The sequence below is a fragment of the Candidatus Palauibacter sp. genome (assembly GCF_965261555.1).
Taxonomy (GTDB): domain Bacteria; phylum Gemmatimonadota; class Gemmatimonadetes; order Palauibacterales; family Palauibacteraceae; genus Palauibacter.
Map to the genome: position 1 here is coordinate 2,021,529 of NZ_OZ253465.1, position 13,825 is coordinate 2,035,353.

Consider the following 13,825-nt stretch of genomic DNA (forward strand, 5'->3'; position numbering starts at 1 on the left):
CCTTTGATCGGAGGGGACGGTGCCGGAGGAGACGCTGGAGAATGCGGTCCTGGCGATGGAAAGTGCGATCGAGGCGATCGCGCGGGAATTCGCCACCGTTCGTACGGGCAAGGCGACGACGGCGATCCTCGACGGCGTGAGGGTCGAGGCGTACGGGTCGATCGTGCAGTTGCGGCAGGTGGCGAACGTCAGCGCCCCCGAGCCGACGATGCTCCTGGTGCAGCCGTACGACCCGAACATCGCCCGGGATGTCGCGCGGGCGATCCAGAGCGGCGACCTTGGGCTCAACCCTTCGGTGGACGGCGCCGTCGTCCGGGTCCCCATTCCTCCGCTGACCGAGGAGCGTCGGCGCGAATTCGTCAAGATCCTCCACCGGATGGCGGAAGAGGGGCGGGTCTCGATCCGGCACGCGAGGCACGAAGCGCGGGACCGGCTCCTGAAGATGCAGCGGGACGGGGAGGTTGGTGAGGACATCGCCCGCCGCACGATGGGCGAAGTCCAGACGCATACCGACGAATACGTGAAGAAGATCGACACGATGCTGGCGCGCAGGGAAGCGGAGGTGATGGAGGTTTGAGCGGATCGAAGGACGTCACGGGCGCTCTGCGCGCATACGTCGCCGGGCGGGATCGCGTCTGGGAGCACGGGCGCAAGCTCGGCCGGTCCGGGCCGGCCTCCGCGGACCCCTCTCCCGACTCCCGGCCGGAGATCGCCTTCGGGGAGTTGCCGGCGCGACCGAAGTTCGGCGTCTCCGTGGCCGAGCAACTGGACTTCCGCCGCGGCCCGGCGGCGTGGCGCGACCGCCCCCCTCACGGAGAGTCCTGACGCCCCGCGCCGAAGCCCCGTCAGCTCCGGGCGCCGGCGTGGCCGCGCGCCTGCGGGGCGTGCTCCGGGCGGCTCCGGAGCTACTGCCTCGAGACTCGCGCGTCCTCGTGGCCTTCTCCGGCGGATCGGACTCGCTCGCGCTCCTGCATCTCCTCCGCGCGCTGGGCGAATCCTGGCCGCTGAAGCTGCGCGCGGCCCACTTCGACCACGGACTCCGGCCGGAAAGCGCCGCGTGGGCCTCGAGGGCGGCGGAACTGTGCCGCCGAGCCGGAGTGCCGTGCGACGTGGGCCGGACGGACGGACTCGCGGGCGGCCCGGCGGAATGGCGGGCGGCCCGATATGCGTTCCTGGCCGAGGCGCGGCGTCAGGCCGGGGCGGATCGCGTCGCCCTCGCGCACCAGCGCGACGACCACGTGGAGACGGTGTTGCTGAACCTCCTGCGCGGCCCCGGCTTTCGCGGGCTGGCCGGCATCCCCGCGCGCCGCGGCGCATTCGTGCGTCCACTGCTCGGCTTCGCGCGCGAGGAGCTGAGAGGCTATCTGCGGAGCACGGGACGGGAGTGGGAGGAAGACCCGGCAAACCGGAACCCCCGCTACCGCCGCTCGCGGGTGCGGCACGGGCTGCTCCCCGCGCTGGCCGCCGAGGAGCCGTCCGCGCACCGGCTGCTGGCGGAACTCGGACGGAACGCCCTGGTCGCCGAAGGCGGGCTGGAAGCGGCCGCCCGGCGGCTCCTCGCCGCCGCGGGATGCCGGGAAAGCGCCGACGGAGCGCAAATTGCCCGGTCCCGATTGCTGGGGTATGATCGGGCGGCTCGCGGACGCATGTTGCGGCACGTCGCCCGGGACATGGGTTTCCGGGTGTCCCGGCGCGGAACCCGGACGGGCGGGGCCTTCGTACGCACGGGGGAGAGCGGACGCGGAGTGGACATCGCGGCGGGCCTGCGGGTCGAGCGGGAGTTCGACCGGATTCATGTGCGACGCGCGCGAGAGGTGCCGCTCGACCGCGAACTCGACATCGACCGGACGCGGGTGCGGCGGGCGGGCCGGGGGGCGATCCGCGTCGGCGGCATCGCTTACGAGGTGCGCTGGAGCACCCTCGAGGGCACGGAGCGCTGGGCGACCGCCTTCCCCGTCGACAGGGTCCGGTTCCCGATCCGCGTACGGGGGCCGCAACCCGGAGACCGGATCCGCACGCGGGCCGGGTCGCGAAAGGTCGCGAAGCTGCTGATGGAGCGCCGCGTGCCGGCCTCGGATCGTTCGGGGGTGCCGGTCGTCGTGGACGCTGACCGAAGGGTGCTCTGGGTAGCCGGACACTCCCGGGCGGCGGTGGAACCGGTCGACTCCGGAGGAGCGTGGTTCGCCATTGGATTCACAGAGCGCCGGGACCGGCACGATGAGCGCCGCGGAACGTGAGTTCGCGGAGTACACCGGGGGCGAGCCCCTCGGACGCATCGTCTACTCCGCGTCGGAAATCGCGGCCCGCGTCGCCGGCATGGGAGCGGAGATCACCGCCGCGTACCCGCCGGACGCCGACATCCTGCTGCTCGGACTGCTCAAGGGGTCGTTCGTGTTCCTCGGCGACCTGGTCCGCCAGATCCGGCGTCCGCTGCAGGTCGACTTCCTCGTCGCGTCGAGCTACGGCAAGGGCATGAAGAGTTCAGGCAGCGTGGAACTGCTCTACGACCCGCGGGCCCCGATGGCCGGCCGGCACATCATCATCATCGAGGACATCGTCGACAGCGGCACCACGCTGAACCAGTTGTGCGGCGGGATCGCCGATCGAGGTCCCGCGTCCCTCGAGATCTGCGCGCTCCTCCACAAGCGCATCGCGCCGGATCTCGAGTGGGAGCCGCGGTGGGTTGGCTTCAATGCACCAAATGAGTTCCTTGTGGGGTATGGATTGGATCATGGGGAGGATTTTCGTCACCTTCCGTTCATCGCGTGTCCCCGTACGTGAGTTGTACGCGGGACGGTCTCGGGCGAGACATCGGAGCCGGAACAGGTCGGAATAGATCAAAATGAGACAAGAACAGCCGCAGAGGCCGGACGGCAGCGATTCCTCGGGCCGCATGCATCGATGGCTCAGGACGGCGTCGTTCTGGGCCCTGCTGATTCTGATCCCCGTCGCCCTCCTCCAGTTCATGGGAGGCGCCAGGGAGGGTCGGGAGACGCTGAGTTACACGCAGTTCCGCGAGCAGATCACGCAGCAGAACGTAGAGTCGATCCAGGTGCGCCTCGGCACCGGCGAGGTGGAGGGCAGTCTCAGGAGCGCGATCACCGTCGACGAGACGGAAGTCGCGAACTTCCATCTTCTGCTGCCGACGCGGGAGATCGGCGACGCCCTCATGAGCGAGCTCCTCGAGGCGGACATCACGATCGAGACGCTTCCCGCGCGCAGCAACTGGCTCAACGTATTCATCTCGATCCTCCCCTGGATCTTCATCATCGGGCTCTGGCTCTTCGTCATCCGGCAGATGCAGGCCGGAGGATCGCGGGCGTTCAGTTTCGGGAAGTCGAAGGCCCGGCTCCTGAGCGGCGACACGCCGAAGATCACCTTCGCGGACGTCGCGGGGTGCGATGAGGCGAAGGACGAACTGCAGGAGATCATCGAGTTCCTCAAGGATCCGCGGAAGTTCTCGCGCCTGGGAGGACGCCTGCCGAAGGGCGCGCTCCTCGTCGGGCCGCCGGGGACCGGAAAGACGCTCCTCGCGAGGGCCGTCGCCGGGGAGGCCGGACGACCGTTCTTCTCGATGTCCGGTTCCGACTTCGTCGAGATGTTCGTCGGCGTGGGCGCCTCCCGCGTCCGCGATCTCTTCGAGCAGGGGAAGGCCCAGGCGCCCTGCATCATTTTCATCGACGAGATCGACGCCGTCGGACGCCACCGGGGCGCCGGTCTCGGGGGCGGGCACGACGAGCGGGAACAGACGCTGAACCAGCTGCTCGTGGAGATGGACGGGTTCGAGTCGACCGAAGGGGTGATCCTCCTCGCGGCGACGAACCGGCCCGATGTGCTCGATCCCGCGCTCCTGCGTCCGGGTCGCTTCGACCGCCAGATCGTCGTCGACAATCCCGACATCAAGGGACGCGAGGGGATCTTCCAGGTACACACGCAGGACATCCCGCTCGCCGACGACGTCGACCTCGCCGTGCTGGCGAAGGGGACCCCCGGCCTCTCGGGCGCGGACATCGAGAACGTCGTGAACGAGGCCGCCCTCATCGCGGCGCGGGACGACAAGGATCGCGTCTACATGGAGGAGTTCGAGCGGGCCAAGGACAAGGTCATGCTCGGCACCGAGCGCCGGAGCATGGTGATCTCCGAGGAAGAGCGCCGCGTCACGGCGTACCACGAGGCGGGGCATGCCGTGGTCGCCCTCCGCGTCCCGGGTCTGGACCCGCTCCACAAGGTGACGATCGTCCCGCGCGGCCGCGCCCTCGGCATCACGGCCTCGCTCCCCGAGGAGGACCGCCACAACTACACGAAGGAATGGCTCGAGGGCCAGCTCAAGATGCTCTTCGGCGGACGCGTGGCCGAAGAGATGATGTTCGGCGATGGCAAGATCACGACCGGCGCGGGCAACGACATCGAGCGCGCGACGGATCTTGCGCGCCGCATGGTCACGCAGTTCGGGATGTCGCCCGCCGTGGGCGCGATGTCCGTGGGGGACCGGGAACAGGAGGTCTTTCTGGGCCGGGACCTCTCGCAGCGCCGCGAGGTCAGCGAGAAGACGGCCGAACTCGTGGACGGCGAGATCAAGCGGATCCTGGATGAGTCCTACGCCGCCACGGGTACCGTCCTCGAGGAGAACCAGCCGCTGCTCGAGGCGATCGCGAAGGCGCTGCTGGAGCGGGAGACGCTCGATTCGGAAGACATCAAGCTGCTCGAGGAGGGCAGGGAGTTGCCGGCCCTGGTGTCGGAACCCGCCCAGCCGGCGCCGCAGCCGGCGGCCATCGAGACGGCGCCGCAGCGCGAGCGTCCGCTGGAGGGTGCGGGGGGCGAGCCCGCCCCGGCGCCCGCCTGACGGGGCTGAGGGGCTGACGGGGCGCGGCGCGCGGATGGGGCTCTCGGCGGTCGGGCCGGCGCGCACCTGGCGGACGGGCGATCGCGAGATCTCCCTGGAATCACCCGTGATCGCGGGGATACTGAACGTCACGCCCGATTCGTTCTCGGATGGCGGCCGGTTCAGCGAGCCTCGGAAGGCGATCGCGCGAGGCCGGCAGATCGCGGCAGAGGGAGCGGCGATCCTCGATATCGGGGCCGAGTCCACCCGCCCCGGTGCCGATCCGGTGTCGGCGGACGAGGAGTGGGCCCGGCTCGAACCGGTGCTCCGCGGACTTCGTGACCTCCCGATCCCCGTCTCCGTGGACACGCACAAGCTCGAGGTGGCGGAGCGAGCGGTGAACGCGGGCGCCTCGGCGATCAACGACGTGACGGCCCTGCGCGCCGATCCGGCGCTTGCGGGGCTCGCGGCCCGCACGGGCGTCGGGCTCGTCCTCATGCACATGCGCGGCACACCCCGAACCATGCAGCTCGACACCGACTACGGCGACGTCGTGGCGGAGGTCCGCGGCGCCCTCGCCGACGCGCGGCGGGCGGCGCTCGACGCGGGCTGCGAGCCGGATCAGATCGCGGTCGACCCGGGGATCGGCTTCGGCAAGTCGCTGGACGGCAATCTCGAGCTGCTGGCCCGGCTCGACGAGATCGCGTCGCTCGGAGCACCGGTGTGGGTCGGCCCGTCGCGCAAGTCCTTTCTTGGGGCGCTGCTCGATGTGGGGCCGGCCGAGCGCGTCACGGCCTCCGTCGCGGCGTGTCTGGCCGCGGCGCGGCGCGGCGCCGATGTGCTCCGCGTGCACGATGTTCGCGAGATGCGTCAGGCGCTCGACGTCGACGGCGCGATCGAGGCCCGCCGGACCGGCGACGTTCGCGGCGCCCGTCCGTCCGCCCGCCCGCGCGCGGCTGGAGGCCGCAGGTGATGGACGCCTTCTGGAACTACCTGCGCCTCCTGCAGATCGATCTTCTGGACGTCTTCGAGATCACCGTCGTCGCGGTGCTCATCTACCGGGTGCTCATCCTCTGGTCCGGCACGCGGGCGTTCCAGATGCTGTTCGGCCTCGTCCTGCTCGCGGCGGTCTACGCGGCGGCGGGATGGCTCAGCCTCGACCTCATCCGGTCGATTCTCTCGCAAGCTTTCACCTACGGCGCCTTCGCGCTCATCGTCGTCTTTCACCCCGAGCTGCGGAACGCGCTCGCCCGGATCGGCCGAAGCCGCGTGCTGAGTGCGCTGACCCGGCTGCAGGAGCGGAGCGAGGCGGTCGCGGATGAGATCGCGAAGGCGGCGGAGGAGCTGTCCCGCGCCCGGACCGGGGCGATCATCGCGATCGAACGTGAACTGTCCCTGGAGGAGTACATCGAGAAGACCGGGACGCGCCTCCGGGCCGATGTGTCGTCCAGCCTGCTCGTGTCTCTGTTCACGCCCAAGTCGCCCCTCCACGATGGGGCGGTCGTCGTGCGCGACGGGCAGATCGTGGCCGCCGGCGTCCATCTCCCGCTCACGCAGTATCCCCTCAGCGACCGGACGCTGGGGACCCGGCACCGGGCCACGCTCGGCCTTTCGGAGGAGACCGACGCGTACGTCGTCGTCGTGTCCGAGGAGACCAGCCAGATTTCGCTGGCCCGTCGTGGCGTCCTGCGCAGGAACCTGGCGCCGCAACAGCTCCGGGACCATCTGGCGGCCGACGTCGCGGCACCTGAACTGGGCCGCCCCGGCGCGGATCTGGACGCGGAGTCCGCGGATCGGCCGGATGGACCCAAACGGTTTGACGAGGCTCCGTCCGTCCCCTAAACTTTTCGAGTTGCGACCAGACCGGGAATCTGGCGACAAATCCCTCACGGGCAGGCGATATGGACAATCAGTACGAGCTGCTGACTCTGTTCACCGATGGCGGGTTCATGATGTACCCCCTCGTCCTCTGCTCGCTGATCGCGATCGGCGTGATGCTGGCCAAGGCGTGGACGCTGTGGATCGCCCACCGCGATTCGAGGAAGCTGCTCGACGAGATCGAGAACCTCGGCGTGACCGGCCGCCTCGGCGAAGCGATTACGACGGCCGAGGAAACGCGGGGACCCGTCGCCGCAATCCTCCTCGCCGGCCTGCGCCGCCTCCGCGACCGCGGCAGCGAGGCGCGCTCCGACGGCAAGGACATCCAGAAGGCGATCGCCACGACGGGCGTGATCGAGCTCGACTTCCTCGAGCGCGGCCTCACGGTCCTGGGCACGATCGCCAACGTCGCCCCCATGCTTGGCTTCCTCGGAACCGTGATCGGGATGATCCTCGCCTTCCAGGCCATCGAGATCGCGGGACAGGTCGAGCCGGGGCTCGTCGCCGGCGGCATCAAGGTGGCGCTCATCACCACCGCCACCGGACTCTCGATCGCGATCCCCGTCAACATCGGCTACAACTTTTTCGTCACCCGCATCGATCGTCTCATCCTCGACATGGAGGAGGGGGCGCAGGAGGTGCTCGGGCTTATCTGGGACCTCGAGGATCGGGGCGCGCGGGCGAGCTGACGAGCCCGGGTCGCAGATCGACGCGACAAACGGAGAAAGAAGTCCACAATGGCGATCATGAAACGCAAGCAGAAGGTGTCGGACGAGATCCCGACCTCTTCGATGGCGGACATCGCGTTCCTCCTCCTGGTCTTCTTCCTCACGACGACGGTGTTCAACGAGGAACGGGGACTGCCGATCGTGCTCCCGGAGCAGGCCGAGGAGCAGGATGTGTCGGGGCGGAACCTGATCTTCTTCATCGTGCAGCCTGACGGCCGCGTCATCGTGCGCCGGGGCGAGAGCGAACAGGAACAAGTCGTGGCGCACACGCAGGTGGCGAACATCCTGCGCACCGAACTGGCGGGCAACGAGAATCTCATCGCCGCCATTCAGACCCACCCCAACGCGCCCTATCGTCACATGGTCAACGTGCTCGATGAGGTGAAGCTGGCGGGCGCCGAGCGAATCTCGCTACAGGAGATGGAGAACTAGATGGCCATCAAGGACAGCGGCTTCAAGAAAAAGTCCGGGTCGGACGGGTCGATCCCGACCTCTTCGATGGCGGACATCGCGTTCCTCCTCCTCATCTTCTTCATGGTCACGACGGTCTTCCGGAAGGACCGGAACCGGCAGATCGAGTGGACGACCGCCGAGGCCACCGAGAAGATCGACGAAAAGCGGCAGAACATCCTCCACCTCTGGGTTCAGCGCGACGGTTCGGTCTGGATCAACGACGTGCTGACGCCGTTCGAGGACATCTCGGAGACCGTTCGGCCGATCTACGCGGAGAACCGTGAACTCGTGATCGCGATTCGCGGCGACTCCGAAGTGCCTTATCAGCAGATCAATACGATTACGGAAGAACTGCAGGCGTCCGGCGCGGTGCGCGTCACCTTCGCCACGCGACTCGAGCAGCGCGCGATGCGCGCTCGGCGCTAGCAGCGGCAGCCACACCACGGGCTTCAGGAGACCGGGAGAGAAACGATGGAAGAGACCGGAATTCGGCTCACCGCGAACGACCAGTTCAAGCGGGCGAGCACCAACTGGACGCAGATCGGGTTGATGGTTGCCGTCACGCTCCACTTCGGACTGTTCGTCCTCGTCCAACCGTTCGAGGCGGAGGATCTCGGTACGGTGGTCGATGAAATCGAGGCGGTGTCGTTGCCGCCCGAGGTGAAGATCCCGCCGCCGCCGGAACAGATCGCCCGTCCGGCCACCCCGCGGGTCGCTTCGGTCGACATCTCCGAGGATATCACGATCGCGGAAACGACCTTCGAGTCGTTCACGACGGATAACGCCCTGCCCCCGCCTCCCGAGACCGGGAGTCCGGCGGACCGGCCGTCCTTCATCGCGTACGACACGCCTCCCGTGATGCTGAACTCCGGCGAGGTTCAGCAGATCCTGCAGCGGGACTATCCGCGCACGCTGAAGGATGCGGGCATCGGGGGCCGGGTCGAACTCTGGCTCTACGTGACGGAGGGCGGAACCGTCGAGAACTTCGAGGTGAAGACCTCCTCGGGTAACGGCCTGCTCGACGAGGCGGCGGGGAAACTTGTCCCGACCATGCGATTCACGCCGGCGAAGAACCGCGACAAGGTCACGGCGGTCTGGGTCTCCCAGTGGGTGACGTTCCAGGTGATCTAGATTACGGAGACACGACACCAGCCGTCCCGCAGCTTCTGAGGCGACGGCAAGCGCCCGGCGACGCCAAAGCGACGCCGGGCGCTCGTTTTTTGCGGTCCGGCGGGTGCCGTCCGGACCCCCGGCGGATGGCTCGCATCGCCGGGCGCGGGCCCGTAGACTGTGCCGCGTGACGAAAGATCAGGTCGAGGCCCGGCTGGCCGAGGTGACAGAGCGCATCGAGGCTGCGGCGAGGCGGGCCGGACGGCGCGCGAGCGACGTCGAGATTCTCCCCGTGACGAAGGGGCATCCCGCCCGGGGAATCGAGGTCGTGAAGGCTCTCGGCGTGGGCCGAATCGGCGAGAACCGGGTTCCGGAAGCCGAAGCCAAGCGGTTGGAGCTGGGGCCGACGCCCGGCGTCGCGTGGCACCTGATCGGTCGGCTGCAGCGCAACAAGGCGCGGCGTGCGGTCCGGCTGTTCGATGTCGTCGAGTCTGTGGACAGCGTGCGGCTCGCGAGCACGTTGAACCGGATCGTCGGGGAGGAACGGCGCGAACCGGTCGAGGTGCTCGTGCAGGTGAACACGTCGGGGGAGGCGGCGAAGGCCGGCCTGGGCCCGGACGTGGCGCTCGACGCGGTGGCCGAGATCTGTGAACTGCCCGGTCTGCGGGTGGCCGGACTGATGACGATGGCGCCGTTTACCGAGGACGAGGCCGTGGTCCGGCCCGCGTTCCTCGGTGCGGCGCGGCTGCTGGAACGCTGCCGCGCGGAGATTCCGGATTTTGAGGGCAAGGCGCTCTCGATGGGGATGAGCAACGACTTCGAGATCGCGATCGAGGAGGGGAGCACGCGGGTGCGACTCGGCACGGTGCTACTGGGGGAGAGATGATCGACCTGACACCGCTTGACGTCCGCAAGAAGAAGGACGACTTCAGGCGTTCCGTGCGCGGGTACGATGCACAGCAGGTCGATGCGTTCCTCGCGGTCGTGGCGGATTGCCTTGAACGCCACGTGCGCGAGCACGTCGTGCTCAGCGACCGGATCGAGCAGCAGAAACACCAGTTGGAGAGCTACCGGGCCCGCGAGAAGGCCCTCAATGAAGCGCTCCTGGCCGCGCAGGAGTTGCGCGAGGAGGCCCGCCTGCAGTCCGAGCGCGACGCGGCCGTGCGGCTCCGCGAGGCCGAGATGCGCGCGGACGCCGTGCTCGCCGACGCGGAGCGGGCCGTCCGTCTCTGCCACGACAAGATCGAAGATCTGAAGGCGACCCGGGGCCGCTTCCTCGCCGCGCTGCGGAAACTGTTCGAGCGCTTCGACGAATACCTCGACTTCGAGGATGAACGGTTCGGGGACGGAGCCGGCGATCTCGACCGGTTCATCGAGCGGCTGCGAGGAGGGAGCGGAGACGGGGCGCGCGAGGTCGCCGCTGCCGAGCCCATCGCTGCCGAGCCTGTCGCTCCGGAGTCCGATACCGAGCCCCCGCCTCCATCGATTAGCCGGGTCGACGCCGGCGGTTCGGGCGCCGCGTCGACCTGACCGCAGCACCCCGCTGCGCACGCCCGCCGTTCCGACGACTGCGTCGACCATCCAGGAACAACCAGACGGAGCACCTCCATGGCCTACCGGCCGATACCGGAGTCCGTACGCGGGCTCGAAGCCGAAGTCCTCGGAAGCTGGGAGGAAGAGAAGACCTTCGAGCGCAGCCTCGCGGCCCGGGAGGCTGCGCCGGACTTCGTGTTCTACGAGGGGCCGCCGACCGCGAACGCCGCGCCCGGCGTCCACCACATCCTTGCCCGCACGATCAAGGACGCGGTGGCCCGATACCGCACCATGTCCGGTTACCACGTGCCGCGGAAGGCGGGCTGGGACACCCACGGACTGCCGGTGGAACTCGAGGTTGAGCGCTCGCTCGGCATCTCCGGCAAGCCGGACATCGAGCGTTACGGAATCCGGAAGTTCAACGACAAGTGCCGGAACAACGTATTCCGCTACCAGGACGCCTGGGAGCGGCTGTCGCGGCACATCGGCTACTGGCTGGACTACGGCGACCCGTACGTCACGTACTCGAAGGAGTTCATCGAGTCGGGCTGGTGGGCGCTCTCGGAGATTGAGAAGCGCGGCCTGCTGTACAGGGGGTACCGCGTCATCCCGACGTGTCCGCGCTGCGGCACCGGCCTCTCGAGCCACGAGGTGGCCCAGGGTTACCGCGACGTGACCGAGCCCGCGGTCTACATGAAGTTCCATCTCGTCGATGACCCGGACGGCGCGCGGATCCTGAGCTGGACCACGACTCCCTGGACGCTTCCGGGGAACCTGGGCCTCGCGGTGGGGCCCGACATCCCCTACGCCCGCGTCCGCATCCTGCCCGAGGGCGCGGACGGCGGCACGACCCCCGCGCGGGCGCACGACGGGCCCGGTGGTGCTTCGCCGGGAGAGGTGCTCATCCTGGCCCGCGACCGCGTCGCCGAGGTGCTGCGGCACCAATATGAGATCATCGGGGAGGTGCGCGCCGACGAACTCGCCGGGCGGCGCTACCGCCCGCTCTTCCCGAACGCGGTGGACGGCGCCGGCTCCGATACCGCGTGGACGGTGCTGGAGGCGGACTTCGTCACGGTCGATGAGGGGACGGGCGTCGTCCACACCGCGGTGATGTACGGGGAGGACGACTTTCGGCTGGGCGAGGCGGCGGGACTGCCGATGCAGCACACGGTCGGCGGGGACGGGCGCTTTCTCGACACCGTGCCGGGCGGACTCGCCGGGATGCACGTGAAGGATCGAGAGACCGAACGCGCGCTCCGCGACTGGGCCGTCGCGCACGACCAGCTTTATCTGCGCGAGATGTATGAACACAGCTATCCCCACTGCTGGCGCTGCGACGATGCGCTTCTCTACATGGCGCGCGATTCGTGGTACATCCGGACGACCGCCGTGAAGTCGCGCCTGCTCGAGCACAACGCGTCCATCGACTGGCATCCACCCGAGACGGGATCCGGCCGCATGGGCGAGTGGCTGCAGAACAACATCGACTGGGCGCTCTCGCGCGAGCGTTACTGGGGCACCCCCCTGCCCATCTGGCTCTGCTCCGAGTGCGAACACCGGGAGGTGCTCGGATCCTTCGCGGAGCTGGGGCGCCGCGTCGGCGGCCTGCCCGAAGACTTCGATCCCCACCGGCCGGGGATCGACGGATACGAATGGTGCTGCGCCGTCGACGCATGCTGCGGCACGATGCGGCGCGTCCCGGAAGTCGCCGACGCGTGGTTCGACTCCGGCTCCATGCCCTACGCCCAGTGGCACTATCCGTTCGAGAACCGGCAAACCTTCGAGCGCTACTTCCCGGCCGACTACATCGCCGAGGGCGTCGATCAGACGCGCGGCTGGTTCTACTCGCTCCTCGCGCTGTCCACCATCCTCTTCGATCGCGCGCCGTTCCGGGCCGTCGTCGTCAACGACCAGGTGCTCGACGCGAAGGGGCGGAAGATGTCGAAGTCGCGGGGCAACGCGGTGGATCCGCGCGACGCGCTCGACACGTACGGGGCCGATGTCACGCGCTTCTACTTCCTCTCGGGGTCCAACCCCTGGGTGCCGAAGCGGTGGGACCCGTCGGCGCTGCGCGAGACCGACCGCAAGCTGTTCGCCACGCTCCGTCACACGTATCGCTTCTTCGCCCTCTACGCGAACGAGGAGGGGTGGTCTCACACCGCGTCCTCGGCGGCCCCCGTTTCCGGCCGAAGCGACCTCGACCGCTGGGTGCTCGCCCGCCTCGACCGGGTCGTGCGGCTCGTGGGGGAAGCGCTGGAGTCGTTCGATCTCACGGCCGGCGCGCGCGCCATCCAGGAGTTCGTGCTCGACGACGTGTCGAACTGGTACGTGCGCCGGAGCCGCGACCGCTTCTGGGCGACGCAGCCGGGGACCGAGGCCGCGAGCGCCGACGCCTTCGCGACGCTCCACGAATGTCTCGCCACGACCGCGCGGCTGCTCGCCCCGTACGCCCCGTTCATGTCCGATTGGCTGTACCGGGCGCTCACGGACGAAGCGTCCGTCCACCTGGCGGACTTCCCGGAGCCGGAAGGGCATTCGGAGCCCGAACTCGAACAGGCGATGGACGACGTCCGGCGCCTGGTGGCGCTGGGCCGCGCCGCGCGGGAAAAGGCGGGGGTCCGGATTCGGCAGCCGCTGCAGACGCTGCACGCGGTTCTGCCGGAGGGACGGGCGCTCGCGGACCCGATGGCGGCGCTTGCGATGGAAGAACTCAACGTTAAAAAGGTTGTGTCGCTGGGGGATAGCGAAGATCTTACCCGGCTATACGCGAAGCCGCGGTTCGGGGCGCTGGGTCCGAAACACGGAGCGCGCACGCCGGCCGTCGCGGCCGGGATCGCGGATCTGGATGCGGTAGCCCTGAGAAGGCTCAGGGACGGGGAGCCGCTCGACATCGAGATCGGAGGCGAACGGGTTCAGGTGTCGCCCGAAGACCTCGTGATTCAGGAGGAGACGCTCACCGATCTCGCCGTGGCGGCGGGAGGTGGTTACCTCGCGGCCCTGGATACCGAGATCGATGATGCGCTGCGAGCCGAAGGTTACGCGCGGGAGATCGTGAACCGCGTCCAGCGGCTGCGGCGCGATGCGGGGCTCGAAGTCGCCGACCGCATCCGCCTCGGCGTGGCGGGCCCGCAGGATCTGGAACGGGCCGTGTCGGCGTATGCGGCCTACGTTGCCGGCGAGACGCTGGCCGTGGAAGTGCAGACGGGGTCGGTGCCCCGGGGAGGCCTGAGTACGGCCGTGGTGAAGATCGACGACGTCGAGGTCCGCATCGGAATCGGCGGGGTCGACGAACGCGCTTGAG

General features: G+C 68.9%; 14 protein-coding genes and 1 pseudogene. All 15 read left to right on the forward strand.

Annotated features, from left to right (window positions below; genetic code table 11):
- The first annotated feature begins 19 nt into the window (after positions 1–19).
- The 15 genes and pseudogenes from frr (at position 20) to ileS (ending at position 13,824) form a co-directional block, all read left to right on the forward strand.
- On the forward strand, positions 20–577 hold the full coding sequence (gene frr / locus ACQY5G_RS08730) for a ribosome recycling factor (protein WP_428103859.1): 558 nt from the start codon (positions 20–22) through the stop codon (positions 575–577).
- Positions 574–825: a hypothetical protein gene (locus ACQY5G_RS08735; protein WP_420614558.1), complete on the forward strand. Its 252-nt coding sequence runs from the start codon at positions 574–576 to the stop codon at positions 823–825. The genes frr and ACQY5G_RS08735 overlap by 4 nt, the downstream gene beginning before the upstream one ends.
- Before the next feature lie 38 nt (positions 826–863).
- The gene (gene tilS, locus ACQY5G_RS08740; protein WP_428103862.1) at positions 864–2,237 is read left to right on the forward strand and encodes a tRNA lysidine(34) synthetase TilS; all 1,374 of its coding nucleotides are present in this window, start codon (positions 864–866) and stop codon (positions 2,235–2,237) included.
- The gene (gene hpt / locus ACQY5G_RS08745) at positions 2,218–2,781 is read left to right on the forward strand and encodes a hypoxanthine phosphoribosyltransferase (protein WP_428103865.1); all 564 of its coding nucleotides are present in this window, start codon (positions 2,218–2,220) and stop codon (positions 2,779–2,781) included. The genes tilS and hpt overlap by 20 nt, the downstream gene beginning before the upstream one ends.
- A gap of 61 nt (positions 2,782–2,842) precedes the next feature.
- A complete protein-coding gene (gene ftsH, locus ACQY5G_RS08750) occupies positions 2,843–4,843 on the forward strand; it encodes an ATP-dependent zinc metalloprotease FtsH (protein ID WP_428103867.1) in 2,001 nt (666 codons plus the stop codon).
- A 34-nt stretch (positions 4,844–4,877) separates the two neighbouring features.
- Positions 4,878–5,795, forward strand: coding sequence for a dihydropteroate synthase (gene folP, locus ACQY5G_RS08755; RefSeq protein WP_428103869.1), 918 nt, complete (start codon positions 4,878–4,880; stop codon positions 5,793–5,795).
- Entirely contained in the window at positions 5,795–6,664 is an 870-nt protein-coding gene (cdaA, locus tag ACQY5G_RS08760) for a diadenylate cyclase CdaA (RefSeq protein ID WP_428103871.1), read from the forward strand. Before folP ends, cdaA begins: the two co-directional genes overlap by 1 nt.
- Positions 6,665–6,723: 59 nt before the next feature.
- Positions 6,724–7,389 carry a MotA/TolQ/ExbB proton channel family protein gene (locus ACQY5G_RS08765; RefSeq protein ID WP_428103873.1) on the forward strand — a complete coding sequence of 222 codons (666 nt, stop codon included), beginning with the start codon at positions 6,724–6,726 and terminating at the stop codon, positions 7,387–7,389.
- Positions 7,390–7,446: 57 nt separating this feature from the next.
- The gene (locus ACQY5G_RS08770; RefSeq protein ID WP_428103875.1) at positions 7,447–7,860 is read left to right on the forward strand and encodes an ExbD/TolR family protein; all 414 of its coding nucleotides are present in this window, start codon (positions 7,447–7,449) and stop codon (positions 7,858–7,860) included.
- Positions 7,861–7,981 (forward strand): annotated as a pseudogene (locus tag ACQY5G_RS08775) (ExbD/TolR family protein); the annotation flags it as partial.
- Positions 7,963–8,307 (forward strand): ExbD/TolR family protein, encoded by a 345-nt coding sequence (locus ACQY5G_RS08780; protein WP_419862377.1) that lies wholly within the window; start codon positions 7,963–7,965, stop codon positions 8,305–8,307. The pseudogene ACQY5G_RS08775 and the gene ACQY5G_RS08780, both read left to right, overlap by 19 nt.
- A 45-nt stretch (positions 8,308–8,352) precedes the next feature.
- Entirely contained in the window at positions 8,353–9,012 is a 660-nt protein-coding gene (locus ACQY5G_RS08785) for an energy transducer TonB (RefSeq protein ID WP_428103877.1), read from the forward strand.
- A gap of 166 nt (positions 9,013–9,178) precedes the next feature.
- Positions 9,179–9,877 (forward strand): YggS family pyridoxal phosphate-dependent enzyme, encoded by a 699-nt coding sequence (locus tag ACQY5G_RS08790; RefSeq protein WP_428103879.1) that lies wholly within the window; start codon positions 9,179–9,181, stop codon positions 9,875–9,877.
- On the forward strand, positions 9,874–10,521 hold the full coding sequence (locus ACQY5G_RS08795; RefSeq protein ID WP_428103881.1) for a DivIVA domain-containing protein: 648 nt from the start codon (positions 9,874–9,876) through the stop codon (positions 10,519–10,521). Before ACQY5G_RS08790 ends, ACQY5G_RS08795 begins: the two co-directional genes overlap by 4 nt.
- A gap of 78 nt (positions 10,522–10,599) precedes the next feature.
- Positions 10,600–13,824 carry an isoleucine--tRNA ligase gene (gene ileS, locus ACQY5G_RS08800; RefSeq protein WP_428103884.1) on the forward strand — a complete coding sequence of 1,075 codons (3,225 nt, stop codon included), beginning with the start codon at positions 10,600–10,602 and terminating at the stop codon, positions 13,822–13,824.
- Position 13,825: the final 1 nt, after the last annotated feature.